Origin of the sequence: Mesobacillus subterraneus, from assembly GCF_003937825.1 — a bacterium.
Taxonomy (GTDB): Bacteria; Bacillota; Bacilli; order Bacillales; family Cytobacillaceae; genus Mesobacillus; species Mesobacillus subterraneus.
On the sequence record NZ_RSFW01000012.1, the window covers coordinates 163,304 to 186,018 of the forward strand.

Below are 22,715 nucleotides of genomic sequence, written 5' to 3' on the forward strand. Positions count from 1 at the left end.
AAGAATAAGGCTTTTCTTTTAAGGCGGTTTTAAGCGAATGTAAAGGTTTTGTAAATTCATTTGGATTTTGTGTAAATCAGGGTATAGTCTCCGGCTGCTCTTAGTATGTCCAAGCAAAAAAAAAACTGCCCAAAAATGGACAGTTTTATCTACTTCTATTGTTCAATTTCATCAGCAATCTCTTCAAGAAGTTCTTCGCCTGCTTCCTTTTCCTCAACTTCCTGTACTGGCTCCTCAGGGTTCATATTCCCTTCAGCACGTTTCTTCTTCAATTCGAAATACGTATCAAGAACCCTGCGGCCGATGTCATTGTTTGCATGATGCCCCTGGTTCCCTTCGTATGCCCAAGGAACCATGACTGCCATCGCAACCTCTGGGTTCTCATGCGGCGCATACGCAACCAGACTCAGGTTCATAACTTCCGGAGGCAAATCATATTTGCTTCTTTGTGGACCATCATAAAATGCCTGAGCAGTTCCTGTTTTTCCAGCTGGTTTGTAACTGGCCGTATAGAACGCGCCATAAGCTGTACCGCCTCTTTCCTGCATGACTCTCCTGAACCCTTCCTGAATCCTGTCAAACCACTCAGGTTTTGCATCCACTCTATTTAGAATGACTGGCTCTAATTCATTTAAAACAGGGCCCACTTCATTATTCTTCATTACAGGCTCACGGATTTCTTTCACAATCCTTGGCTGGAGCCTATTCCCGCCGTTAGCGATGGTTGATACGTATTGAGCAAGCTGCAAAGGCGTATACGTATCATACTGGCCAATTGCGAAATCCAGCAGTAGACCTGGTTTCCTTTCTGTACCTTTAAAACCGATCATTTCATTAGGCAAGTCAATTCCAGTCCTTGCTCCAAGACCAAATTGGCTGAAGTAATTCCTCATTGTATCAAATGCCTGCGGCTCCAGGTACAGTGGCTGGTCATACTTATAGTTGCCCTTCCCAATATTGATGGCCGTCCTGAACATATAGACGTTCGAAGAAACCTTCAGGGCATTGCGGTCGTCCAATGTACCAAGTCCAGCCTTCCATGATTTCTTAGGGTTGGTGCCTTTAATTTTAACCGGTGTATCATAGAATTGAGTCCCAGGAGTGATCGCCCCTGTTTGAAAGCCAGTCAAAATCGTGGCACCTTTTACAGCTGAACCAACGTTGTATGACGTTGTAAAGTTTCCGCTGGCGAAATCCTGCATAACGTTTTTACCCGTCTCTTCATCCTTGACGATTTGTTTCCCAGCGAGCGTCAGGATTTCTCCGGTGTTCGGATCCATCAGGACAACGAAAGCCCGATCCAGCAAGCCGGTTCTCGGCTGTTGTTTTGCCTTGCTTAGTTCTTCCTCAATGATTTTCTCAACTGCAAGCTGCAGGTCCATATCTATAGTAAGAACGAGGTCCTTTCCACGCTGCCCTTCTGAGATGATTTTCGTATCGAGGACATTTCCGCCTTTATCAGTTATATTTTTCACCTTTGCCTTTTGTCCATGCAAAACATCTTCGTATTGCTGCTCAATATAGCTTAAACCAACTCTGTCATTGCGACTGTATCCGCGCGACAGATAGTATTCCAGCTTTTCTTTAGGCAGACCCTTTTCGGAATCACTTACCTTTCCCAAAATGGTCTTTAAGGTTTTATCAAAAGCGTAGTGCCTCTCCCAGTCGGTGGTTGTATCCACACCTGGCAGCATTTCAAGGTTTTCACTGACAATCGCGAATTCTTCAGGAGTCACATCTTTCTTCACAACCTGTGGTGACAAAGCATAACCACTGATCATTTCACGGAAGATCGCCAGGATTTCCATATCATCATTCGTTAATTCTGCCAGCTCTTTTTCCGTAATCCGTTCAAGCTGCAGATTATAAAGCTCTTTATCATCCAGCTTTTTTTCATCGTAAAGGGTCCATTCTTTTTCTTTAATCTTTTCTCTGGCACGCTCTTCATTACGTAAAATCCAATAATCCTTCTTGTCTCTCTCACGGACTTTCTTAAGATCCTCTTCTGAATCCTTCGAAATCAGTTTAGCCAGACGCTCGGCTATCATCAGCATTTCCTTGCTATCCGTACTCTGGCTCTTTGTATAAGTGATCGCCTTGCTAGGCGTATTATCGACAATCGTCTTCATGTTACGGTCATACATTTTCCCTCTTGGTACCGGATTGTTGACGGTGACGTCCTCCGTCCGTTCAATTTCCCGTTTGAAATCTTCACCATATACAATCTGGACAATCCCAAGCCTCAAAATCAACATTGAAAATAACACAAATACGGCAAAAAACAACATATTCAGCCTGAATGGCACATGCGTCTTCTTCTTTTTCTTGTTCAAGCCTCTCCCACCTCTTCAGTCTGTATGTCCATGGCTATGCACTAACAATTATTTTACCGAAAAATGAGGATTATTTCTAGCAATAAACAATAGCAGAATATTTTTCCAGTTATAGCCTTCATGCAAAAAACCGGGAATCTTCCCGGTTATGCTGGCACTTTTAATTGGATTTGCCTGATGAATAAATAGATGAGGGTATGGCCGCTGCCAAGGATGACGAGAAGGACAGGAATGATTCGCTCTTCGTTAAAAACCGTGATTGCCCCGAGGAATAATAAGATTGAGAAAATACGTCCCAGATTCAAAAAAAGTTCCCTGACTACAATATATTCGATTCTCATTTCAGCTGCTTTCCAGCCCCTCCCAATTACATCGTAGGTCATCGATGAATAAGGGACAAGGAGCAATGGATAAGCGATTGCAATCAGAGCTGCATATAGCAAAAGGCGGAAATAGCTTAATTCGAAAACGAGCAGGAAAATTGCCAGGAAGAGAATGATTCCTCCGACCAGTATTGCCTTTTTCCGGTATTCTTTCTTCAGCATCCTCGAAACGAAATAATAGGCAAGGAAGGAGATTCCTGAATTGATCAGCCCGTATGTACCCAGTGCCATTTCACTGTCTGTCGCGATAAAAACAAATACAGACACGATGAAAACAAACACTCCTTCCCGTAATCCTTGAAAGAAATGGGCATTGGTGACCATACGCCAATTTTTATCATGTTTCCTCTCCGTTATGATTCGCTGAAACCAGTACTTTCCATGAGCAGGCCTGCGCTTCAGGAAAAAGCTCAGAAACACGGCAATCGAAAATAATCCAAGCGACAAACCGAATACGACGGTATACCCTGTGAATTTCTCCAGCTGGGAAATGATGAAACCAGCAGCAACAGGTCCAATCATCCCTCCTACCGATCCAAGAATGCCAAGAAATCCATTGAAGAAATCTCGTGTTTCCGGCTCGGTAATCTCAAAGGTCAGAACGTTATAGGCAAGCCAGTAAAAACCATAGCCAATACCGAGGAGCGCTCCTAATAGGAGCAGGTAACTTGAAGCATTGGTTCCAACTAACAAAACTGTTACATAAAACAGCGCCAGAGCAATGACTCCGATCCGCAGAACGATGACCCTGTCCACTTTCTTTGCCCATCTGCCCGCAAGGATGAATGTCAGCGGCTGGGCAATTACCACGGCTAGATTATACAATCCCAAATCGGCTAGCTCACCGGATTGCTTCCATAAATAAATATTTACAAAAGTATTAGAAAGGGCAATGCTCAATGAGTATAATCCCCCAATAACTAATAGGAGTGTTAAATCCTTTGTCAGTTCGATGTCTCCTAATAATTTCTTTACTGTGCTCATGATCGACTCCCCTTTTCTCTTGGGTAGTTTCTAACAAAGTAAAAGGGGTTATACAAGTTTTCGCATGGTCTTTTGGGGTCCGAAGAATACAAAACAAAAAGAGGCTGCCTAAGACAGCAGCCTCTTTGGTTAAAGCGGATTATTTTGCGGAATTGTAACGGTTGTTAACTTCTTCCCAGTTAACAACGTTCCAGAATGCACCAATGTATTCAGGTCTTCTGTTCTGGTAGTTCAAGTAGTAAGCGTGCTCCCAAACGTCAAGTCCAAGAAGTGGAGTCTTGCCTTCCATTAATGGAGAATCCTGGTTTGGAGTGCTGGTAACTTCTAGTTCACCGTTGTTCACAACAAGCCAAGCCCAACCTGAACCAAAACGAGTAGTTGCAGCTTTTGAGAATTCTTCCTTGAAACCTTCGAAGCCGCCAAACTTAGAGTTGATCGCTTCTGCAAGCTCCCCAGTCGGCTCGCCGCCTCCGTTTGGAGATAGGATTTGCCAGAATAGAGTGTGGTTAGCATGTCCTCCGCCATTGTTGCGAACTGCAGTGCGCGCAGCTTCAGGAACAGCGTCAAGATTTGAAATGACTTCCTCTACTGATTTGGAAAGCAGTTCTTCGTTTCCTTCCAAAGCATTGTTAAGGTTTGTCACATAAGTATTGTGGTGCTTCGTGTGGTGAATATTCATTGTTTCCTTGTCGATGTGTGGCTCTAATGCATCATATGCATAAGGTAATTGCGGTAATTCAAATGCCATTTTAACATCCTCCTATGTATCGTGTTTCATTTTCAGAACATATCTAATTATTCAGATATTAGAATCGTTCTAAAAATGCTTCAAGATTAGATTACCAAAGAACGGTAACCGATTCAAATAAAATGCCTCATTCAACGAATATAAAATTTCCTTATTCCAGTTTTTTTATTCACTAAAATCAGAATGAAAAACCAGGTTCTTTCGTCATTCTACCGTCTTGGTCCTATCAGCATGAAGTTTCGAAAAATCGACAATATTGCTGAAATGCCCTTCTGTCAACGATTTATGTCGCAGCCCCCCACTATCCAGTTCCATATAATCCCAAAACACCGTTGACATAGTAGCAACAATTCTTTTAAATCAAAAGTGTAGAGAGGCATTATAAGGAGACGATCCTCATGGACAAAAATATTTCATTATACAGTTTACTGCTGCAAAATTTCATCGATAAGGAAACAATCCAGAAAATCAAGCCAGACACGCTCCTGTTCCAGGAAGAGGAAAATGTTCAAAATATATATATCATCCTCAGTGGAAGTGTGTCCGTTGGGCGTGTCCATATGAAAGGAAAAGAATTTATCCTTAAGATTCTTAATGGCGAGGAAATGATCGTCGAATATGAATTGTTCAGGCATTCTCCCCGTTATCATTTTTCAGCAAAGACTCTTACAGAGTGTGAAATTCTCATGATTAAAAAAGAGCAGTTCGAGGAATTTGTTTTAGATGATCAAACGGCCATGAATGCGCTGGTAAGATGGCTTAGCACGAGATATCTCAAAGCGCAGATGAAGTGCCAGGACTTGATCATGAACGGTAAAAAAGGCGGCCTTTACTCGATCCTCATTCGTCTTTGCAACAGCTACGGCGTAATGACAGACGACGGCATTCTGATCGATTTGCCGCTCACACACCAGGAGCTTGCCAACCTCACATACGGCACTCGTGAGGTTGTCCAGAGAATGCTGAAGGAATTGCGTGAAAAAGACATCATTGCTTATGACCAGCTGAAATTCACTGTTAAAAATCTCGCCTATTTGAAAAGAGAAGTTGATTGCCAGAACTGTTCCTTTGAGATTTGCGGGCTTAATTGATGGTCAAAAAAAATCGTGCAGAAATGCACGATTTTTTTCTTAGATAAGAATGTAAAAGTAAATGAGCATGATTGCCATTATAATTCCCTTCGTCACTACACTGCTGACAAAGCCGACAACCGACCCGAAACCAATCTTCACCGCATCATTCAGGTTCTTTTTGTTAACCAGCAACTCGGCAAGCGCTGCTCCAAGGAATGGCCCAATCAGAATTCCAACAATCGGGATGACAAAAGGCCCGACAATCAAACCAATCGTGCTCCCCCACATCCCTGCCTTGCTTCCACCATACCTCTTAACACCTATAATGTTCGCAATGTAATCAGCCCCGAAAAGCAGGATGACGAACAGTCCCTGCACAGTCCAGAAGATCCAATTGAACGGTTCGAATGTGAAAAATATACCGTATAAGATAAAGCCTCCAAACAAGAACAAAACACCTGGCAAAATTGGAATCACAAGGCTGGCAAAAGCACCAACAAAAAGTATCCCGATAATGATCCAATAAACATATTCCATCTTTATCCATCCTTCTTTAACTTGAAATAAAATAAGCAAGGGTTTCCCCTTGCTTATTTTACCACTATTTCTGGTCTCCCAAAACGTATTCGGCGATGTTAACTGCGTGGTCACCGATTCGCTCCAGGTTGCTGACGATGTCAACGAAGACGATTCCTGCCTGTCCGGAACATTGTCCTTCATTCATACGAAGGATGTGCTGCTTTCTAAGCGTACGTTCCATACCGTCAATTTCATTTTCCTTCTTTACAACATCATGTGCAATCTCGATATTTTTCTGATCCAATGCCTGAAGTGCTTCTTCAACTGTACGGACTGTCAGATTGAACATGGTTTCAAGATCATCCATGGCCGTATCGGTCATCTTCACTTTATTCGCCTGCTGGTATTCAATCAATTCGACGATATTTTCGAAGTGGTCACCAATTCTTTCAATATCGCGAACTGTATCCATCAGCATGCCGTGCTCTTCTGATTCATGTGCTGTCAGAGAGCTGGTTGATAACTGTACCAGGTAATCGGTAATTTTCCGGTCAAGGTTATTGATGGCATCTTCCAGCTGTAAAGCATTATTGGAATGCTTTGTATTTTTGGTCTTTAGGAACTCGTTTGTTTCTTCCAGTCCCTTAAGAGCGAACTTACCCATGCGAAGGACTTCCTCTTTTGCCTGTCCAATAGCGATGGATGGTGATTGCTCAATGAATACAGGGTCAAGATGTTGAGCCTTGTACTCCACGATTGAATCCTCACCTGGTATAAGCTTGGTCACAATCAGTGCTAAAATTGCAATGAAAGGCAACTGGATTAGTGTGTTTGTTGTATTGAAAATCCCGTGAGCAAATGCAATGGTCATTTCAGGATTCAGATTTAATTTAACTTTAAGCAGTTCGATCAGGGATGTAAATGGTCCCAGGATAATCAAGAATAACGTCGTACCAATCAAGTTGAAAAGCACGTGAGTAGCTGCTGCTCTTTTTGCTGCAACTGAAGTACCAATCGCTGCCAATACAGCCGTAATTGTAGTTCCGATATTGTCACCGAACAAGATTGGCAACGCACCTTTAAGGTTGATCATGGATTCAGCATGCAAGCTCTGCAGAATACCAATCGTCGCACTTGAACTCTGTACGATTACTGTAAACACAGTACCTACAACTACCCCTAGAATTGGGTTTGAACTCATCTGTACAGTCAAATCATGAAAAGCTTCAAGGCTTCTTAAAGGCTTCATACCGCCACTCATCAATTCGAGACCAAAGAATAGCGCCCCGAAACCAAAGACGATTTGACCAAAGTTGTGAACCTTTTTACTTTTAAAGAAGAATAGCATGATAGAACCAACTGCAATGATTGGCAATGCATATTCACCGATATCAATACCGATGATGAATGCAGTTACAGTAGTACCGATATTCGCACCCATGATGACCCCGATTGCCTGTCTGAGTGTCATGAACCCGGCACTTACAAGACCTACTGTGATAACCGTCGTTCCACTGCTTGTTTGCAGGAGGACTGTTACAAAAATACCTGCTAGCACGCCCATTAACGGATTTGTGGTGAAGCGGTCCAGAATATCGCGAAGTCGATCTCCTGCTGATTTTTGCAGGCCATCACCCATGAATTTAATGCCGTATAAGAAGATTCCAAGGCCGCCAAAGAACTCAAACAGCATTTCTTGTAAATTCATTTCCATTTTTTCAACCCCTAGATTAATTTCGACAAAGATTTACAAACCTCTACTATTATGTAGGAAGTGTGAATTAAAAGTAAACTGTTTTATCTTCAAATTTACAATACCTTAACATTCCGATGTAATGTTACAATAATGTTACAAACCTGAAACTTTCTACTTGTTTATGAACCTTTTAAAAGCTAAAATAAGGGACGTGAATCTAATAGAAGGACGTGTCCTTATGACTATCTTTACACAATTAGCAAAAAGCATGTATTCACCGAAAGATATCGCCAGTACTCGCTATCAGGGAATAGGCAAGACGATCCTGTATGTTTTCCTGCTGACTCTGATTTCCATATTGCCAGTTGGTTACTATATTTCCTCTGGCATTACAGAGGCTTTTGATACGGCAAAGAAATCAGTAAAAGATGATCTTCCGTCCTTTACAATCGAACAAGGTTCCTTGATCTCTGATACGAATGCTCCTTTGACCATAACCAAGGATGAATTCACGATTATTTTTGACCCTAGTGGGGCTGTAGAAGAAAAAGATATGGCCGGGATGGACGCAACCATTGCCATGCTGCAAAATACAGCGGTACTGGCAACTGGCGGACAAACCAATGCAATTCCCTATTCCGTTTTTGCCGGTGAAAAGATGACAAAGCAAGACGTCCTGAATTTAATAGATGCTGCCGATTCCTCCCTTCCAGTTATGATCGGGCTTGTGCTCCTAGTCATTTTTGTTTTTTCAAGCGGGATGAAATTCATTGAAATTTCTCTCTTGGCTCTTTTTGGACTTCTATTAAAAAACCTTGCCGGAAAGCCCTTGCAATATAGACATTTATGGAGAATCGCCGCCTATAGTGTAACGCTCACTACCATATTTTTTACGATTATGGGATTCTTAAAGACACCGGTACCATACAACTATGGTATTAACTGGTTTGTCAGTTCGATGATTCTCTTATTGGCAATAAAGGAAGTACCGAGCCCCCATAAGAAAGAAGGATAAAATGCGCCGCAGGGCGTATTTTTTTTATTTACCCATTGATCTGCGAATGAACTCCCCTTCTCATTTTTTATACTAAAATTTCAATTTATTCTATTAAAAAGGTTCTGTCCTCTATTCTATCTGCATAAATAATGATATAAGGTGATCGAGGAGGAAGGACCTATGAAAAGACTGGCAGGATTTTTAATTCTAGTGATTGTGCTTTACGCCATATACAACGACATAAGTATGGGAACCCTTCCGGCAGCGACGTCCAATGAACCTGAAACCATTGAAACAGAAAAGGCAGAAAAGCAGAAAGAGATAGATATACCATGGTTTGAACACGAGGTGCAGCCAGGTGATACCTTGCTGTCAGTGCTTGACAGCAATTCTGACAGCCCTTTGAATGTTCCGGTGACAAAAGCGGTAGAGGATTTTAAAAAACTGAATGCCGGCACTGAGCCGCAAAAAATCAAATTCGGAAGCACCTATAAATTCCCGGACTACAGCAAACAAAATTAGCAAAGGCTAACATTTGAAGTCTTTCCTTGTCAATTGAAGCCAAAGATTGATAAAATGGGTTTGTGCATCTTTTGGAACATCTACATGAATTCCATTTTTTAAAGGAGCGAATCACCGTTGAGTGAAATTATACATCGTACCAAAACCCGCCCGATCAGGGTAGGGAATTTAACTATCGGCGGCAATAATGAAGTTGTCATCCAAAGTATGACTACCACCAAGACGCATGATGTCGAAGCGACTGTTGCAGAAATCAAGCGTCTGGAAGAAGCAGGCTGCCAGATTGTCCGTGTTGCATGCCCGGATGAGAGAGCGGCCAATGCCATCCCTGAAATCAAGAAGCGAATCAACATTCCACTTGTGGTCGATATCCATTTTGATTACCGTCTTGCCCTGAAAGCAATTGAGGGGGGCGCTGATAAAATCAGGATCAACCCTGGCAATATCGGCAAGCGGGAAAAGGTAGAGGCTGTAGTAAAAGCGGCAAAAGAACGCGGGATCCCAATCAGGATTGGCGTTAACGCTGGATCCCTGGAAAGACGTATTCTTGAGAAATACGGCTACCCAACCGCAGATGGCATGGTTGAAAGTGCATTGCACCACATCAAAATCCTTGAGGACCTTGATTTCCATAATATCATTGTCTCCATGAAGGCATCCGATGTGAACCTTGCAATCGAAGCTTATGAGAAGGCAGCAAGAGCCTTTGATTATCCGCTTCACCTTGGAATCACTGAATCAGGCACATTGTTTGCCGGTACTGTAAAGAGTGCAGCAGGCCTCGGAGCAATCCTCAGCAAAGGAATCGGCAACACAGTGAGGATTTCCTTAAGTGCCGACCCTGTAGAAGAAGTAAAAGTAGCAAGAGAGCTATTAAAGTCATTCGGCCTTGCAGCCAATGCCGCTACTTTGATTTCTTGCCCGACATGCGGCAGAATTGAGATCGACTTGATCAGCATAGCCAATGAGGTAGAGGAATACATCTCGAAGATCAAAGCACCGATCAAGGTGGCCGTTCTTGGATGTGCCGTCAACGGACCTGGTGAAGCTCGTGAAGCTGATATCGGGATTGCCGGCGCAAGAGGAGAAGGATTGCTTTTCCGTAAAGGGGAAATCGTCCGCAAGGTTCCGGAAGAAACGATGGTGGAAGAGCTGAAGAAGGAAATCGATAAAATTGCCGAAGAAAAGCTGCGAGAGGCAGCATTACAAAAATAACCCATAAAAATGCCCGGGAATAAATTCCCGGGCATTTTTTGGCTTTGCATTTTCAAAGCCGTCAAAAGAACGGCAGGATGAAGATGCCAACCAGGATCGAAATTGCCCCGATCACAATTGCCCACGTTCCGATAGCGGATCCTCTTCTGCGGGCCATAAAGCCAAGGACAATCCCGGCTGCTCCGAAAAGAACAGGTAAAATAAACAGCGACAAGATCGAAAGGGCAAGAGCGGAATAGGCAAGCCCTCGTCCTCCAGTTTCTGTACTTTCTTCTTCTGACCTTCTTGTTATAGCAGGCGCAGGTGCAGCGATTTCAGCCGCCGTTTCTTCACGGTAGCTTTCTTCACGTGCAGGTCTGGCAATGGCCGTTATTTCCTGATAGTGCTCTTCACGACCAGAATCGGCAATTGCCGTCATTTCCTGATAGTCCTTTTCACGAGCAGGTTCAGCAATCGCTGTCATTTCCTGATAGTGTTCATCACGAACAGGTGCAGCGATTTCGGTTGCTGTTTCTTCCTGAAAAATCTCGTCACGAGCATCCCTGATCGTGATGACATCCTGCTTAGGTTCAGTAATATATTCAGTACCAATCTGATTTCGTTCTTGGTCTGCCACTTTAATCCCTCGCTTTCTTAAGTGGAGCATTTATTATTGTTTACGGGCAAGAGCGATTTCAACATGCCAATGTTTGTCTAAGTTTCCTATCTAAAAATGAAGAGGCAAACGAATGTGGTGTTTCGCTGGGAAAGTAAATCTTTTGTGTACTTTGAACATTTGGTAAGATGAAGGAAAGATCTTTTGTAAGGAGCAGAATGATGAAAAAACGATTTGGCATCGATATCGATGGTACAGTCACCTGCCCAACGACATTTGTACCATATTTAAATGAAGGATTCGGATTGAATATTACTCTTGATGATATCAAGCAATATGACTTCATGCCGCTTGTTTCTGTAACAAGAGAAGAATTCGCGGCATGGTTCAGTAAAATGGAGCCTGTCATTTATTCACAATCACCTTTGGCTGAAGGAGCCAAGGGTATTTTAAAGAATTGGGAAAAAGAGCATGAATTATATTTTATCAGCGCAAGAGGTACTCATTTGATTGAGCTCACCAAGGAATGGTTCACTGCAAATGAACTGAAGTATCATGATATCCATTTGATCGGTTCACATGACAAAATAGAAGCGGCGAAGCACTATAAGGTCGACATTTTCTTTGAGGATAAACATGATAATGCCGTTGACCTGCATGAAGAACTGCAGATCCCGGTCATTCTGTTTGATACCCCCTATAACCAGGATCCGATCCCAGAAGGCGTCATCCGCGTGAATAACTGGCAGGAGGCTAATCATTGGGTGCAGAAGTGGTTAAGGAATGCATAAAAAAGCCTTATTGGGGCTTTTTTTGTTATCAAAATGTTTTTTCCATATTTTGCGGCTCCTTCACGATTAAAAAAACTCATAACGCCGGCGTTTTTCATGACGAATTTTTTTCTTAAAAAATAACTGGTTCAATTTATTAGCGAAAAAATAGATTTTTTTGGCGGAAATAAGGTTCTTATTGGCGAAAAATTAATTTTATTGGCGAAAATCCATTTTTATTGGCGAATTGGAAATTATCAATGTTTTTTTCCAGTTGTGCCAATCAGGGTCTCTGATGAAGCTTACATTTTTCCATATAAAAAAGACCGGAAAAGATTTCCGACCTTCATTATTGGACGCAATCAGGACAGCGTCCGTAAATTTCAAATTTATGTCCTGAAATATCGTAGCCTTTAAAGCTTGATTCGATATTCCGCATTGGACAGGTCTCGATCTCCTTTGTTTTTCCACAGTCCAGGCAAATGAAATGATGGTGGTGCTCCTTATGCGAGCAGGTGAAGCGAAAATGCTTTTCACCAGACAACTCCGTCATTTCGAGGATCCCTAACTCGACAAACACGCTTAAATTGCGGTAGATTGTATCGAAACTCAATCCTGGATAATTCCCCTTCATTTCTTCAAGTACATCCCGTGCTGTCAAATATTTATCATTATCGGAAAATAGCTGAAGCATATCTTCGCGCTTTCCGGTATGCTTATATCCCTGTTCTTTCAGCAGGTCCATCGCTTCGTTAACGTTCATGATATCACCTCATTAAATGGATCTAGCAGCTGCTTGTTTTTTATACCAAATGGCCAGTACAAGGATGAGGACAGCGATCATGACAATTGTTCCCCCTGGTGCCAGGTCCAGATAGTAGGAGAGAAACAGCCCGCCCAACACGGATATCTCGCCAAACAGGATCGAAAAGAAAATAGTTTGCTTAAACCCTTTTGCAAATCGGATACTGGCTGCAACCGGCAGGGTCATCAAAGATGATACCAGCAGGATTCCGACAATCCTCATCGATGCCGCGATCACCAGCGCTACCATCACGATGAAAATGAAATGCAGCGATTTCGCCGCAATTCCTGTCGCCCTGGCATACTCTTCGTCAAAGGATAAGAGGAAGAGTTCCTTATATAACGAGACAACTACCGCAATGACCAGTATGCTGATGATTAATATAGTCCAAAGATCTGCACGGCTTACCGCGCTGACACTGCCAAATAAATAACTGAATAAATCTGTATTGAAGCCATCCGCAAGCGAAATAAAGATTACTCCCAATCCAATACCGCCAGAAAGGATGATTGGGATCGCCAGTTCCTGATAATGCTTATAGACTGTCCGCAGCTTTTCGATGAACAGGGATCCCCCTACTGAAAAAGCCATTCCCATATAAAGCGGATTTAGTCCGCTGAACAGCATGAATTTCTTTTCAAGCAAGAGGCTCGCGGCGATTCCGGCCAATGTAACATGGCTCAGTGCATCGGCAATGAGCGAGAGCCTGCGGACAACAATGAACACTCCAAGCAGAGGCGCAATGACACCGATGATCATACCGGTCAAAAAAGCGTTCTGCAAAAACTCATATTGCAACAGTCCGCTAATCATGGATATGCGCCTCCTCATGATGGTGGTGATGATGATCATGTGTCAGCACATGGACATCATGACCGTATATTTCGGAGACCTCATTGATCTTCAGCTGTTCGAATTCCTCCGCGCTTCCATGGAAATGCATATTTTTATTCAAACAGGCTACATTCGTCACTTTATCGGAAATCGTCCCGATATCGTGTGTGACAAGAAGAAGCGTAATTCCTTTTTCTTTATTGAGTGAATCCAGCATTTCATAAAAAGAGTTCACATTTTTGGCATCCACGCCAACCGTCGGTTCATCCAGAATGAGAAGCTCAGGTTCGCTGACGAGTGCCCTTGCAATGAAAACTCTTTGCTGCTGCCCTCCTGAAAGCTCACCAATATTCCTGTCCAGGAATTGTTCCATACCAACAGATTCGATTGCCTGTTTGATCTTTTCGTGGTCACTTTTTCTTAAAAATTGGAACAGTCCCAGCTTCTTTGTCAGTCCGCTGGCCACTACTTCGAACACGGTGGCAGGGAATCCGGTGTTGAAAGAGTTGGCTTTTTGCGAAACAAAGCCAATCTTATGCTGTTCCCTGAACCTGGAAATGTCCTGGCCAAATAAAGAGATCGAGCCTTTCTGAGGCTTGATGAGGCCCAGCATAAGCTTTAGCAGGGTAGACTTGCCAGATCCGTTCGGTCCGACGATCGCCAGGAAACTGCCCTTTTGGATGGATATATTTATATTTTCAAGTACATTTTCTTTATCGTATCGATAATACAAGTCCTCTACCTGGACAATGTAATCGTTTGTGGTCATGTTCATCACCCGCAAAAAAAATAAGAATCATTCCGATTTACATTTAGTAGTATATCTTTTAAAAGGCATAATGTAAATAAAAGACTTCCCAATGCCAAGAAAAGTGTCACAAAATCCAAACCGGGCTCATACCCTACTATGGAGGAGTGATGATCTTTGGCTATTTTTGAAAATATCATTAACCATAAAATAAGCAATATTACGGCGGATGAACTGCTGAAATATGCCTCTCAATTCAACATTGCCATTACCACGGCACAGGCACAGAAGATCGCCGGGTACTTACGCGGTAAAAAGGTGAACATCTTCAATGATTCAGAGCGTAAAGCCCTGATCAAAGAAATCGCCCGAATCACCAGCCCTGAAACAGCCAGGGAAATCAACAAGCTGTTCGTGAAATTCACTAAATAACCAGAATCATGAAATGTCAAAAGCTGTGGAAAGGATCCACAGCTTTTCTCGTTAACATTCAGTTTAGCCAATCGTGATGAGATCTAGCAGATTCTCTTCAAATTGTTTGTTTTTCAGCATCTCAATCTCATGCTTATACGGTGCCTTCTTATTGTTCTTATCCTCCCCGACAAATGGTGTTTCGAGGATTTTTGGCACATGTGCCAATTGAGGATGGTGGACGATATAGCTAAGGGCATCAAAGCCGATATGGCCGAAACCGATATTTTCATGACGGTCCTTCCTCATGCCTACAGAGTTTTTGCTGTCATTTATGTGGAGGACCTTCAATCTGTCCAGCCCGATGATTTTATCAAATTCATTCAGGACTCCGTCAAAGTCTTCAACGATCGGATAACCGGCATCGTGGGTATGGCAAGTGTCAAAACAGACGGAGAGCTTATCGTTGTGGGTGACTCCATCCATTATCATCGCCAGCTCTTCGAAAGTTTTACCGCACTCTGAACCTTTTCCAGCCATTGTTTCAAGGGCGATCTGGACATTCTCCTTGCCCGTGAGAACCTCGTTGATCCCTTCCACAATCTTCGCAATTCCAAGTTCTGTTCCGGCACCGACATGTGCGCCAGGATGCAGTACAATCTGCTTCGCGCCGAGGGCTTCGGTCCGTTCAATCTCGCTTCGCAAGAACCGGACACCCAGGTCAAAGGTGTCAGGATTCTGTGTGTTCCCAATATTGATGATATAGGGAGCATGGACGACGATTTCAGTGATGCCGTGCTGCTCCATATGGCGGCGGCCCTCTTCAATATTCAGGTCCTCAATCTTTTTCCTTCTTGTATTCTGAGGTGCCCCTGTATAGATCATAAACGTATTTGCTCCATATGAGACAGCCTCTTCACTCGCAGCCAACATCATCTTTTTGCCGCTCATGGAAACATGTGAGCCAATTAACATATCATAATCTCTCCCTAAATGCCTTTATTTCTTTTTCTTCTCGAGGCGGTTTTGACGCTTTTTAATCTTGTCCATTTCTGACTTCATCTTTTTCTTATAGCCAGGCTTCACCTTCTTCGGCTTGGAGACAAGCGACTTCGCAAGCGTTTCGCCAGAAGTTTCTTTTTTCTTCCTGTTTTGGCGCCTGTTGCGCTCCTCAATATCAGTGAATTCACCCTTTTTCAAATCGATATTTTTAAAGGTGATACCCATTTTTTCTAGTCTTACCAATGCATCTTCATCGCTCTGCTCATATACCGTCAGGGCAACACCGGATGAACCGGCGCGTGCCGTGCGTCCGACCCTGTGGATGTAGAAATCCAAGTCTGTAGGCAGCTCATAGTTGATCACATGGCTGATCCCCTGAATATCGATACCTCTTGCAGCCAGGTCAGTCGCAACGAGGTACTGGAATTCAAGGTCCTTGATTTGCTTCATGACCCGCTTCCGTTCACGCGGACTCAGATCACCATGGATACGGCCTACTTTCATTCCTTTTTGGATCAAACCATCAGCAATCTCATCCGCTTTTTTCTTTGTATTGGCAAATACGATTCCAAGATAAGGATTGAAGGCAAGTAATGCTGAGTGCACTAGACCAATTTTATCCCTGTGCCTCGCCGGAAGAAGAATGTGCTCAATCTTTTCCGCCGCAGCCTGCTTAGGATCCACTTGTACATACTTAGGGTTTTCCATGTACTTTTTCAAAAACGGTTTCAGTTTTTCAGGGATAGTCGCTGAGAAAACGAGCATTTGCAGTTTTTCAGGCATTCTTGAAGCAAATTGGTCAATGTCCTCGATGAATCCCATATCAAGCATCAAGTCAGCTTCGTCGACCACCAGGATGTTCGCTGTGTGTACGAAAAGCGCGTTTTCCTGGACCAGGTCATTGATCCTGCCTGGCGTCCCGATGACGATTTGCGGCTGGGTTTTCAGCTTTTCAATTGTCCTCTGCTTGTCCGTTCCGCCAATATAACAGCGTGCAGTGATTTTCTCCTCCTGGGGAGAGTGTTCTGCAACTTTCAGCACTTCGTGGTAAATCTGGTTTGCAAGCTCGCGTGTCGGAGCAGTAATGATAGCCTGCACCTCATTGCGGTTGGCATCAATCTTGTTCATGATCGGCAAAACGTATGCGTGTGTTTTACCTGTCCCTGTCTGTGATTGCCCGATGGCGCTATCACCCTTAAGGACAGTAGGAATTAGTCGTTCCTGGATTTCTGTAGGCTCATAAAAGCCCAGTTTCTTGACTGCATCTATAATGAACGGCTTCAGTTCATAACGATCAAATTTAGTTTCACTCATTGAAAATCTCCTTTTTTCACCCTGGTCCCGTGTTTCACAGGAACATCAGCCTGTTCCGTAAGCTGGTCTTTTTCAGGTTCATCCTGTAATTATAATAAAGATTGCAGAAAATCTCCAATCAGTACTATCTTAACCCTTCCTTGACAAAAAAACAAACCTGTTTCCGTTTATATAGTATTTTCTTAACCCAAACCGGGATAAATGCATACTCTAATAGGAGATGAATTATTTGGAAAGGAGTGGTCATGATGCTACAAGGATCCCGGATGAACCCGCGAGGCATGCAAAATCACTTCATTGGGCCTGGATACATGGGAAGGCCAGGTATGGGACAGCGTCAGATGTACTACCATCCTTATGGACAGATGCCGATGATGCCGCAAGGCCAAATGCCCAGGATGATGGGCAGGGGCCGACCATCCAGACAGGGTGGCGGCGGTCTGCTGGCAAAAATTCTTGGCAAGGGAGGACAAAGCCAGAGAAACGGCCCGGCAGGTCTTTTATCTGGGGGACAGAGTGCTGCCCGAGGTGTAAGCCAGGGAGACGGAATCCTGAAAACCCTCACAGATCCATCTGCGATAAACGGCTTTTTGACCAATACACAAAAAGTTTTAAGTACGGCACAGCAATTTGGACCGATGATCCAGCAATACGGCCCTCTCGTCCGCAACCTTCCTTCAATGTGGAAGCTGTATAAAGGACTGAAGGATCTTCCGGATGCCGATGAACAATCGAAAGAAGAAACAAAAGAATCATCAGAACAAGTGGAAAACACCGGTGAAAAGAAAACTGAGAAAACAGCCAGAAAGCGTTCGAAGAAGAAAACCAGTGAACATGCAGCAAAGAAACCTTCAATGAATGGCGGATCTTCTCCGAAACTGTTCATATAACCTTATCGGTTTTCCCCCTTCTGGAAACTGCCTTTTGTAATCTTTCTATAAGTCTTATATAATGTAAGAGAGAATCAGAGGTATTCGCAGGAGGATGACTCAATGAATGTAATTAAAATATCGCCACGCGGTTATTGCTATGGCGTTGTTGACGCCATGGTCATTGCACGGAACGCAGCATTGGACAAAAGCTTGCCGCGTCCTATATATATACTCGGAATGATTGTCCATAACAAGCACGTCACCGATGCATTCGAAGAAGAAGGCATCATCACACTGGACGGGAATAACCGTAAGGAAATCCTTGAAAAGGTCGAAGGCGGAACTGTTATTTTCACAGCACATGGAATCTCCCCTGAAGTCAGGGAACTCGCCAAGCAAAAAGGACTTGTATCAATTGATGCGACTTGTCCAGATGTAACGAATACACATAACCTCATCCGTGAAAAAGAGAAAGAAGGATTTGAGGTCATCTATATTGGCAAGAAAGGACATCCTGAGCCGGAGGGTGCTGTCGGCGTGGCACCAGGAATCGTCCATCTCGTCGAAACCGCAGCAGATGTTGAGGCACTTGATCTCCATGCGGAAAAGCTGATTGTGACCAACCAGACGACCATGAGCCAATGGGATGTTGCTGAAATCATGAAAAAAGTGAAGGAAAAATTTCCTCACGCTGAGGTCCATAAAGAAATCTGTATGGCCACACAGGTGCGCCAGGAGGCAGTTGCAGAGCAGGCGAAGGAAGCGGACGTCCTCATCGTCGTCGGGGATCCTAAGAGCAATAACTCCAACCGTCTTGCGCAAGTCTCTGAAGAAATTGCCGGAACAAAAGCCTATCGGATTGCTGATATTACTGAACTGGATATCGAATGGCTCAAGGATGCCAGCACAGTCGCAGTCACTTCTGGCGCTTCGACACCGACACCGATAACAAAAGAGGTTATTTCATTTATCGAACAGTTCGATCCGGAAAACGAAGCAACCTGGACAAGAGAGAAAAAAGTACCGTTAAACAGAATCCTGCCCAAGGTCAAAAAGACTGGAGCAAACGTATAAAATTATCAGAAAGCCGCCTGGAGCCAATATGCTCCAGGCGGCTTTTTTAGGAAGGACTAGTGATATCCTATATAAATGTAAAAGGATCGGTCTCTATCTCCGAAGGTATGAAGCTGACTTCAAATCCTTTTTCTTTGCAGAGTTGATCCATGACTTCTGCAAGCCCTTTTTTCATGATTTTCTCGACATTATGGCCAGGATCGATCATGTTCAAGCCAGCCATGATCGCGTCGTGAGCGGTGTGATAATAAATATCTCCAGTTATATATACATCAGCTCCGCGGAACTTTGCCTGGGAATAATATTTATTTCCATCCCCGCCCAGAACCGCCACTTTTTTTATTTTAGAATCCAAATCACCGATAACCCGGACTTTATCAACACCTAGCGCATCCTTTACGAATTTCGCGTATTCTGCTAATGTTGTTTCCTCCACTTGACCGATCCTGCCAAGGCCCAGCTGATCGCCGGTATTTTCAAGACGATATACATCATAAGCCACCTCTTCATAAGGATGAGCTTTAATTATCGCCTGAATGACTTTTCTTTCAATGCTTTGAGGGAAAATCGTTTCGATACGCACTTCCCTTACCGCTTCAAGCTTCCCTTGCATACCGATATGGGGATTTGTATTCTCTCCAGGAAGGAAACGGCCTTCCCCTGCTCCGGAAAATGAACAGTGACTGTAATTTCCAATTGCACCGGCACCTGCATTCCCGAGGGCATCCCGAACTTTATCGGCATCTGTTTCCGGAACGAAAACGACCAGCTTCTTAAGCTTTTCCTCATATGTAGGAACAAGGACTTGAGGATGTTTCAAACCAAGGGCATTGGCAAGGAGGTCATTGACGCCTCCTCTGGCTACATCCAAATTTGTATGGGCAGCATATACAGCGATGTCATGCTTGATCAGCTTGGCAATCATTCTTCCCGCAGGCGTATCTGTGGCAATTTTCTGCAGAGGGCGGAAAATTGGCGGGTGATGGGCTATGATCAGTTGAACGTTTTTTGTGATTGCCTCCTCCACCACTTCCTCGGTAACATCGAGGGCAATCAGGACATTCTCAATAGACTGATTAAGACCTCCGATTTGCAATCCGATTTTGTCTCCCTCCATCGCATAAGCCTTGGGTGAAAATTGTTCAAATAGCTGGACTACTTCATGACCATTCACTTTTTTCACTTTAGCGCCTCCTCTGCCATGTCGATTTTCTTTTGCAGTTCATCCCGCTTGCTGGCCGCCTCCTCATTCTGTGAGGCTTGCTCAAGCTGATTTAAAATACGTTCCCAGTTTTTCTTTTCAGCTCTCCATTTTTCCTTGAATACAGTCGTCTTTTCTTTTAACAAGAACGGCCCGAACAGGATTCCTTTCTCAATCTGCGTTTGTTGATAAGGCTTGAGCGGGTCTCCTTTTTCAGCCACAAGGATTTCATAGATCTTCCCATCTTCCTTGAGGACCTCCTCGTCCACGAGCTCCCATCCATTATCAATCAGCCAGCTGCGGACTGCGAAGCTGCCGACGTTTGGCTGGAGCACAAGCCGACTGACCCCCTCAAGCTTCTCTTTCCCATTTTCAAGGATTGTCGAGATCAATGTACCTCCCATGCCTGCTACTGTGATGCAATCCACCTCGCCAGGCTCCATCACTTCCAGGCCATCTCCTTTCCGGACCGAAATTTGTTCTGTTAGATTCTCAGACTGTACCTGCTCAAGAGCTGATAGATACGGCCCCTGTGCAACTTCGCCTGCAATCGCGAATGGAACGATGCCTTTGTTTACCACATTGCACGGAAGGTATGCATGGTCAGATCCTATATCCGCAATCCTGGATCCTTCAGGAATTTTATTTGCAACGGCCTCGAGCCGGTTTGATAGCCTTTCAGCATTCATTCAAGTCACCTTCTAAATCATATTTTGCTTTTATAAGTATATGAAAACCTGCCGCCCCTTGTCCAATTTCCCGGCAATTTAAAAAGAAAGGCCCTTTGCATTCGCAAAGAGCCCACTTCGATTATTTCAATTCATTTGCCAGCCATTCAGCCATTTGATCTTCCTTGCCTGCTGCCAGACCTGGAGGCATCGCGCCTTTACCATTTACCAGGATATCCTTGATTTCGTCCTGGGAGTACTTGCTGCCAACGCCTTCTAATGAAGGACCAGAAACACCTTCATACTGGTTTCCATGGCACATTGCACAAGACTGTTGATAGAAATCCTCAGGATTCATCTCTGCCGTTTCTTCAGTCTTTTCGCCGCCTTCGCCTTCTTTCGCCAGTTCCTTAGAATCACCAAGGCCCTTAAAAGAAAGCAGGAACATCAAGCCGAGTCCCATAACCATAATCAATACGAATGGGATAATTGGATTGCGATTCATCGTATACCCTCCTTATGTATAACATCCACTTTAAATAATAATTTCACACAGCTTTTATTTTACTTGAAAAACGTTTACAGGGAAAGTAAAAAAGCAAACTTTGTCACACTTGTTCACAAATTAGACAAAAAACTCCATCGTTTGATGAAGTTTTTTTGTTATTGGCATATATAGATTCCCCAGTTAGCAACCAATTAATCTTGCGATGACCATTTTTTGCACTTCTGAGGTACCTTCGCCGATTTCCAGCAGCTTTGCATCCCTCATATAGCGTTCCACCTCATACTCGCGCATATAGCCGTAACCCCCATGAATTTGAACAGCCTCATCAGCCACTTCCATCGAGATTTCAGATGCATAGAGCTTGCACATAGACGCTTCCTTGGAGAACGGACGGCCCTGATCCTTCAGCCATGCTGCTTTGTATACCATATTTCGAGCAAGTTCGATTTTCATTGCCATCTCAGCTAGTTTAAATTGTGTCGCCTGGAACTGCGACAGCGGACGTCCGAATTGCTGCCTCTCTTTTGCGTACTGAAGGGCTTTTTCATATGCTGCCTGAGCGACACCGACTGCCATGGCACCAATCCCGATCCTGCCGCCATCAAGGGTTACGAGGAATTGCTTGAAGCCCTCGCCCTTCTTGCCAAGCAGGTTTTCAACTGGCACATGGACATCTTCCATCACCAGCTCAGTAGTATTGGAGGCGTTCAGACCCATTTTTTCATAGTTATCAATGACGCTGAAACCAGGCGCATCGGTTGGTACGATAATCGCACTGATTTCCTTCTTACCGTCTTTGCTGCCAGTAATAGCCGTCATGGCCAAATGCTTCGCATAGCTTGCATTCGTGATGAAGCTTTTATTCCCATTGATGATGTACTCACCATTCTCTTCTTTAGCTGTCGTCTGGGTTCCTCCTGCATCTGAGCCAGCGTTCGGTTCAGTCAAACCAAAAGCACCCATTGACTCTCCTGTACAGATTGGTGTCAAATATTTTTGCTTCTGCTCTTCTGTTCCAAATAGATTGATTGGCGCACCACCCAGTGATATATGGGCAGAGTACGTAATCCCTGTCGAGGCACAAGCCCTGCTCAATTCTTCCGTAACGATCGCAAAGCTCACCGTATCGGCCCCAGCACCGCCATATTCTTCCGGGAACGGCAAGCCGAGCATGCCAAGCTCCCCAAGCTTTTTGAAGATTTCTGTCGGAAATTGTTTGGTTTTATCTCTTTCAATCGCCCCCGGAGCAACTTCTTCCTCCGCAAACTCCCTGATCGTTCTTTTTATCATTGCCTGTTCTGATGTCAAATCAAAATTCATTTCCATCCCCCTTAAAACATTGAATGCGTTTACATTCTTAATTATAAGGGGGAATAAACAATTTTCTCAACATTTAAAAACTTTTAAATTTTTAATTATTATATAAATATAATAATTAACAGG

23 protein-coding genes are annotated in these 22,715 nt (G+C 43.8%); 8 read left to right on the forward strand and 15 right to left on the reverse strand.

Going from position 1 to position 22,715, the window contains the following annotated elements; all coding sequences use genetic code 11:
* Nucleotides 1-155: 155 nt before the first annotated feature.
* From EJA10_RS10285 to EJA10_RS10295, 3 genes are all read right to left on the reverse strand, one after another.
* Nucleotides 156-2,288 (reverse strand): peptidoglycan D,D-transpeptidase FtsI family protein, encoded by a 2,133-nt coding sequence (locus tag EJA10_RS10285; RefSeq protein ID WP_425462086.1) that lies wholly within the window; start codon nt 2,286-2,288, stop codon nt 156-158.
* Nucleotides 2,289-2,479: 191 nt separating this feature from the next.
* Nucleotides 2,480-3,700, reverse strand: coding sequence for an MFS transporter (locus EJA10_RS10290; protein ID WP_125479912.1), 1,221 nt, complete (start codon nt 3,698-3,700; stop codon nt 2,480-2,482).
* A gap of 139 nt (nt 3,701-3,839) precedes the next feature.
* Entirely contained in the window at nt 3,840-4,448 is a 609-nt protein-coding gene (locus EJA10_RS10295) for a superoxide dismutase (RefSeq protein WP_125479913.1), read from the reverse strand.
* A 398-nt stretch (nt 4,449-4,846) separates the two neighbouring features.
* Between EJA10_RS10295 and EJA10_RS10300 the strand changes: the two genes are divergently transcribed.
* Nucleotides 4,847-5,539 (forward strand): Crp/Fnr family transcriptional regulator, encoded by a 693-nt coding sequence (locus tag EJA10_RS10300; RefSeq protein ID WP_125479914.1) that lies wholly within the window; start codon nt 4,847-4,849, stop codon nt 5,537-5,539.
* A 39-nt stretch (nt 5,540-5,578) separates the two neighbouring features.
* On the opposite strand, the gene EJA10_RS10305 is transcribed toward EJA10_RS10300, so the two are convergent.
* Nucleotides 5,579-6,058 (reverse strand): DUF456 domain-containing protein, encoded by a 480-nt coding sequence (locus EJA10_RS10305; protein ID WP_125479915.1) that lies wholly within the window; start codon nt 6,056-6,058, stop codon nt 5,579-5,581.
* Between the two features lie 64 nt (nt 6,059-6,122).
* A complete protein-coding gene (locus EJA10_RS10310; protein ID WP_125479916.1) occupies nt 6,123-7,754 on the reverse strand; it encodes a Na/Pi cotransporter family protein in 1,632 nt (543 codons plus the stop codon).
* Nucleotides 7,755-7,974: 220 nt separating this feature from the next.
* Here EJA10_RS10310 and EJA10_RS10315 point away from each other — a divergent pair, with 220 nt between their 5' ends.
* The 3 genes from EJA10_RS10315 (at nt 7,975) to ispG (ending at nt 10,470) form a co-directional block, all read left to right on the forward strand.
* Nucleotides 7,975-8,751, forward strand: coding sequence for a DUF1189 domain-containing protein (locus tag EJA10_RS10315; protein WP_125479917.1), 777 nt, complete (start codon nt 7,975-7,977; stop codon nt 8,749-8,751).
* A gap of 162 nt (nt 8,752-8,913) precedes the next feature.
* Complete coding sequence (locus EJA10_RS10320) at nt 8,914-9,255, forward strand: LysM peptidoglycan-binding domain-containing protein (RefSeq protein WP_125479918.1); 342 nt, start codon at nt 8,914-8,916, stop codon at nt 9,253-9,255.
* 126 nt (nt 9,256-9,381) lie between these two features.
* Nucleotides 9,382-10,470 carry a flavodoxin-dependent (E)-4-hydroxy-3-methylbut-2-enyl-diphosphate synthase gene (gene ispG / locus EJA10_RS10325; RefSeq protein WP_211340553.1) on the forward strand — a complete coding sequence of 363 codons (1,089 nt, stop codon included), beginning with the start codon at nt 9,382-9,384 and terminating at the stop codon, nt 10,468-10,470.
* Nucleotides 10,471-10,531: 61 nt separating this feature from the next.
* Here the strand turns inward: ispG and EJA10_RS10330 are convergent, their stop codons facing one another.
* On the reverse strand, nt 10,532-11,086 hold the full coding sequence (locus EJA10_RS10330) for a DUF4190 domain-containing protein (protein ID WP_246017745.1): 555 nt from the start codon (nt 11,084-11,086) through the stop codon (nt 10,532-10,534).
* Between the two features lie 200 nt (nt 11,087-11,286).
* Between EJA10_RS10330 and EJA10_RS10335 the strand changes: the two genes are divergently transcribed.
* The gene (locus EJA10_RS10335) at nt 11,287-11,856 is read left to right on the forward strand and encodes a 5' nucleotidase, NT5C type (RefSeq protein WP_125479942.1); all 570 of its coding nucleotides are present in this window, start codon (nt 11,287-11,289) and stop codon (nt 11,854-11,856) included.
* Between the two features lie 328 nt (nt 11,857-12,184).
* On the opposite strand, the gene zur is transcribed toward EJA10_RS10335, so the two are convergent.
* The 3 genes from zur to EJA10_RS10350 are packed head-to-tail and all read right to left on the reverse strand — an operon-like array spanning nt 12,185 to nt 14,243.
* Nucleotides 12,185-12,598, reverse strand: a complete 414-nt coding sequence (zur, locus tag EJA10_RS10340) for a zinc uptake transcriptional repressor Zur (RefSeq protein WP_125479920.1) — start codon at nt 12,596-12,598, stop codon at nt 12,185-12,187.
* A 12-nt stretch (nt 12,599-12,610) separates the two neighbouring features.
* A complete protein-coding gene (locus tag EJA10_RS10345; protein WP_125479921.1) occupies nt 12,611-13,453 on the reverse strand; it encodes a metal ABC transporter permease in 843 nt (280 codons plus the stop codon).
* Nucleotides 13,446-14,243 (reverse strand): metal ABC transporter ATP-binding protein, encoded by a 798-nt coding sequence (locus tag EJA10_RS10350; protein ID WP_125479922.1) that lies wholly within the window; start codon nt 14,241-14,243, stop codon nt 13,446-13,448. The genes EJA10_RS10345 and EJA10_RS10350 overlap by 8 nt, the downstream gene beginning before the upstream one ends.
* A 156-nt stretch (nt 14,244-14,399) precedes the next feature.
* Between EJA10_RS10350 and EJA10_RS10355 the strand changes: the two genes are divergently transcribed.
* Complete coding sequence (locus EJA10_RS10355) at nt 14,400-14,654, forward strand: DUF2624 domain-containing protein (protein ID WP_125479923.1); 255 nt, start codon at nt 14,400-14,402, stop codon at nt 14,652-14,654.
* Nucleotides 14,655-14,717: 63 nt separating this feature from the next.
* Here the strand turns inward: EJA10_RS10355 and EJA10_RS10360 are convergent, their stop codons facing one another.
* Complete coding sequence (locus tag EJA10_RS10360; protein WP_125479924.1) at nt 14,718-15,608, reverse strand: deoxyribonuclease IV; 891 nt, start codon at nt 15,606-15,608, stop codon at nt 14,718-14,720.
* A gap of 24 nt (nt 15,609-15,632) precedes the next feature.
* Nucleotides 15,633-16,949: a DEAD/DEAH box helicase gene (locus tag EJA10_RS10365; RefSeq protein ID WP_125479925.1), complete on the reverse strand. Its 1,317-nt coding sequence runs from the start codon at nt 16,947-16,949 to the stop codon at nt 15,633-15,635.
* A 245-nt stretch (nt 16,950-17,194) separates the two neighbouring features.
* Here EJA10_RS10365 and EJA10_RS10370 point away from each other — a divergent pair, with 245 nt between their 5' ends.
* Both EJA10_RS10370 and EJA10_RS10375 read left to right on the forward strand, forming a co-directional pair.
* A complete protein-coding gene (locus tag EJA10_RS10370; RefSeq protein ID WP_246017746.1) occupies nt 17,195-17,839 on the forward strand; it encodes a YqfQ family protein in 645 nt (214 codons plus the stop codon).
* 102 nt (nt 17,840-17,941) lie between these two features.
* The gene (locus tag EJA10_RS10375; protein WP_125479926.1) at nt 17,942-18,895 is read left to right on the forward strand and encodes a 4-hydroxy-3-methylbut-2-enyl diphosphate reductase; all 954 of its coding nucleotides are present in this window, start codon (nt 17,942-17,944) and stop codon (nt 18,893-18,895) included.
* Between the two features lie 67 nt (nt 18,896-18,962).
* Here EJA10_RS10375 and EJA10_RS10380 read toward each other — a convergent pair whose 3' ends face one another.
* From EJA10_RS10380 to EJA10_RS10395, 4 genes are all read right to left on the reverse strand, one after another.
* Nucleotides 18,963-20,078, reverse strand: coding sequence for a Nif3-like dinuclear metal center hexameric protein (locus tag EJA10_RS10380; protein ID WP_125479927.1), 1,116 nt, complete (start codon nt 20,076-20,078; stop codon nt 18,963-18,965).
* On the reverse strand, nt 20,075-20,785 hold the full coding sequence (locus tag EJA10_RS10385; protein ID WP_125479928.1) for a tRNA (adenine(22)-N(1))-methyltransferase: 711 nt from the start codon (nt 20,783-20,785) through the stop codon (nt 20,075-20,077). Before EJA10_RS10385 ends, EJA10_RS10380 begins: the two co-directional genes overlap by 4 nt.
* A gap of 121 nt (nt 20,786-20,906) precedes the next feature.
* Nucleotides 20,907-21,269, reverse strand: a complete 363-nt coding sequence (gene cccA / locus EJA10_RS10390; RefSeq protein ID WP_125479929.1) for a cytochrome c550 — start codon at nt 21,267-21,269, stop codon at nt 20,907-20,909.
* A 183-nt stretch (nt 21,270-21,452) separates the two neighbouring features.
* Nucleotides 21,453-22,592 (reverse strand): acyl-CoA dehydrogenase family protein, encoded by a 1,140-nt coding sequence (locus tag EJA10_RS10395; RefSeq protein WP_125479930.1) that lies wholly within the window; start codon nt 22,590-22,592, stop codon nt 21,453-21,455.
* Between the last annotated feature and the right edge of the window lie 123 nt (nt 22,593-22,715).

Bases quoted from the DNA above. Each gene is read 5' to 3' on its own strand.
- EJA10_RS10285 (WP_425462086.1), bottom strand. From the start codon at position 2,288: ATGTTGTTTTTTGCCGTATTTGTGTTATTTTCAATGTTGATTTTGAGG.
- EJA10_RS10290 (WP_125479912.1), bottom strand. From the start codon at position 3,700: ATGAGCACAGTAAAGAAATTATTAGGAGACATCGAACTGACAAAGGAT.
- EJA10_RS10295 (WP_125479913.1), bottom strand. From the start codon at position 4,448: ATGGCATTTGAATTACCGCAATTACCTTATGCATATGATGCATTAGAG.
- EJA10_RS10300 (WP_125479914.1), top strand. From the start codon at position 4,847: ATGGACAAAAATATTTCATTATACAGTTTACTGCTGCAAAATTTCATC.
- EJA10_RS10305 (WP_125479915.1), bottom strand. From the start codon at position 6,058: ATGGAATATGTTTATTGGATCATTATCGGGATACTTTTTGTTGGTGCT.
- EJA10_RS10310 (WP_125479916.1), bottom strand. From the start codon at position 7,754: ATGGAAATGAATTTACAAGAAATGCTGTTTGAGTTCTTTGGCGGCCTT.
- EJA10_RS10315 (WP_125479917.1), top strand. From the start codon at position 7,975: ATGACTATCTTTACACAATTAGCAAAAAGCATGTATTCACCGAAAGAT.
- EJA10_RS10320 (WP_125479918.1), top strand. From the start codon at position 8,914: ATGAAAAGACTGGCAGGATTTTTAATTCTAGTGATTGTGCTTTACGCC.
- EJA10_RS10335 (WP_125479942.1), top strand. From the start codon at position 11,287: ATGAAAAAACGATTTGGCATCGATATCGATGGTACAGTCACCTGCCCA.
- zur (WP_125479920.1), bottom strand. From the start codon at position 12,598: ATGAACGTTAACGAAGCGATGGACCTGCTGAAAGAACAGGGATATAAG.
- EJA10_RS10345 (WP_125479921.1), bottom strand. From the start codon at position 13,453: ATGATTAGCGGACTGTTGCAATATGAGTTTTTGCAGAACGCTTTTTTG.
- EJA10_RS10350 (WP_125479922.1), bottom strand. From the start codon at position 14,243: ATGACCACAAACGATTACATTGTCCAGGTAGAGGACTTGTATTATCGA.
- EJA10_RS10360 (WP_125479924.1), bottom strand. From the start codon at position 15,608: ATGTTAATTGGCTCACATGTTTCCATGAGCGGCAAAAAGATGATGTTG.
- EJA10_RS10365 (WP_125479925.1), bottom strand. From the start codon at position 16,949: ATGAGTGAAACTAAATTTGATCGTTATGAACTGAAGCCGTTCATTATA.
- EJA10_RS10370 (WP_246017746.1), top strand. From the start codon at position 17,195: ATGATGCTACAAGGATCCCGGATGAACCCGCGAGGCATGCAAAATCAC.
- EJA10_RS10375 (WP_125479926.1), top strand. From the start codon at position 17,942: ATGAATGTAATTAAAATATCGCCACGCGGTTATTGCTATGGCGTTGTT.
- EJA10_RS10385 (WP_125479928.1), bottom strand. From the start codon at position 20,785: ATGAATGCTGAAAGGCTATCAAACCGGCTCGAGGCCGTTGCAAATAAA.
- cccA (WP_125479929.1), bottom strand. From the start codon at position 21,269: ATGAATCGCAATCCAATTATCCCATTCGTATTGATTATGGTTATGGGA.
- EJA10_RS10395 (WP_125479930.1), bottom strand. From the start codon at position 22,592: ATGAATTTTGATTTGACATCAGAACAGGCAATGATAAAAAGAACGATC.